Genomic DNA, 531 nt, shown 5'->3' with positions numbered 1-531 from the left:
CACCTCCTGCATGTTCGACACTGTCTTTTCGAAGATGCGGTCATGCGGCGCGATGACGATGACGGGCATGTTCTCGTCGATCAGCGCGATCGGGCCGTGCTTCAACTCGCCGGCGGCATAGCCTTCGGCGTGAATATAGGAAATTTCCTTAAGCTTCAGCGCGCCTTCCATGGCCAGCGGAAAATTGGTGTCACGGCCGAGATAAAGCACGTTTTTGTAGTGCGAGAGGTCGCGCGCGATCTTTTCGATCTGCCCATCGAGCTTTAGCACCTGGTTCGCATAACGCGGCGCTTCCGACAGCTCGCGTATCAGCGTTTTCTCCTGCTCATGCGAAATCGTTCCGCGCGCCACGCCGGCCCGCACCGCCAGTGAGGCCAGCACGGAAAGCTGGCAGGTGAACGCCTTGGTCGAGGCGACGCCGATCTCCGGGCCGGCCAATGTCGGCAGGATGACGTCGGATTCGCGCGCCATGGTCGATTCGCGCACATTGACGACCGCGCCGATCTTCATGCCAGCCTTGCGGCAGTAGCG

1 protein-coding gene is annotated in these 531 nt (G+C 60.6%); it reads right to left on the bottom strand.

What is annotated here, in order from left to right; translation table 11 throughout:
* A partial coding sequence (locus NKG60_RS32190) for an SIS domain-containing protein (protein WP_352976701.1) occupies positions 1-531 on the bottom strand: 531 nt, incomplete at both ends.

Source organism: Mesorhizobium sp. M1428 (assembly GCF_040317515.1).
In the GTDB taxonomy this organism is placed as follows: Bacteria; Pseudomonadota; Alphaproteobacteria; order Rhizobiales; family Rhizobiaceae; genus Mesorhizobium.
The sequence above is the reverse complement of the archived record's forward strand: the minus strand, read 5'-3'. Positions and strand labels throughout refer to the sequence as shown.